Consider the following 1100-nt stretch of genomic DNA (forward strand, 5'->3'; position numbering starts at 1 on the left):
GTATGCCCAGTCCTATCAGCAGACGTTGGGCGAAGCCAGCAGCAAAGGCCAGGTGGACAAGACCAGCGCCAACGCCAAGCGGGTGCAGGCCATTGCCAAGCGCTTGATCGCCCAGGCGCCGACTTTCCGCCCCGATGCGGCGCAGTGGAAGTGGGAAGTGAACCTGATCAAGAGCGACGAGATGAACGCCAACTGCGGGCCTGGCGGCAAGATCTTCGTGTACAGCGCACTGATCGACAACCTCAAGCTGACGGACGACGAGTTGGCAGCGGTGATGGGCCATGAAATCGCCCACGCCTTGCGCGAACACGGCCGTGAAGCCATGTCCAAGGCCTACGGTATCGAGATGGCCAAGCAGGGCGCTGGTGCGTTGTTCGGCCTGGGCCAGGACAGCCTGGCACTGGCCGACACCGTGGCTAACTACGGCATGACCTTGCCTAACAGCCGCAGCAATGAAAACGAAGCAGACCTGATCGGCCTGGAGCTGTCGGCCCGTGCGGGATACAACCCGAATGCGGCCATTACGTTGTGGAACAAGATGGCCAAGGCGTCGGAAGGCTCGCCGCCGGAGTTTATGAGCACTCACCCGGCGTCTGACAGCCGGATCGCTTCGTTGCAGGCGGCGATTCCGAAGGTGATGCCGCTTTACCAGCAGGCCAAAAAGTCCTGATATTCAAGATAGTGTGAAGATCCAAATGTGGGAGGGGGCTTGCTCCCGATGGCGGTGTGTCAGCTAATGAATACTTGGCTGAAAAGCAGCTATCGGGGGCAAGCCCCCTCCCACATTGGATTGGGTTTACAGGGCACGTTCAGCCGAGCAACTGGCTCAACACCGCCCGCAACTTCCCGGGCTTGACCGGTTTATTCAGCAACGGTGCTTCCAGGCGGCGCAACGCGCGGCGGCACTGGTCGGTGCGATCGGCCGTGATGATCACCGCCGGGATCTTGCAGGCAAAATGCTCGCGCAAATGCTTGATCACCTCACAGCCCACCACCCCATGGTCCAGGTGATAGTCCGCCAGAATCAGTTCCGGCGCCCTGCCCTGCAACGCGTCCATGGCGCCAGCTTCATCGGTGGCCGTGAGCACTTCGCAGCCCCA

General features: G+C 61.1%; 2 protein-coding genes. One reads left to right on the plus strand and one right to left on the minus strand.

Features of this window, described 5'->3' with window-relative positions; genetic code table 11:
* The coding region (locus tag H8F21_RS29305) for a M48 family metallopeptidase (protein ID WP_203585844.1) at positions 1 to 670 on the plus strand (670 nt) is incomplete at its 5' end.
* Positions 671 to 809: 139 nt separating this feature from the next.
* Here H8F21_RS29305 and H8F21_RS29310 read toward each other — a convergent pair.
* On the minus strand, positions 810 to 1100 hold a 291-nt coding region (locus tag H8F21_RS29310; protein WP_203585845.1), incomplete at its 5' end, for a response regulator.

The organism is Pseudomonas arcuscaelestis (assembly GCF_016881005.1).
GTDB classification, from domain to species: domain Bacteria; phylum Pseudomonadota; class Gammaproteobacteria; order Pseudomonadales; family Pseudomonadaceae; genus Aquipseudomonas; species Aquipseudomonas arcuscaelestis.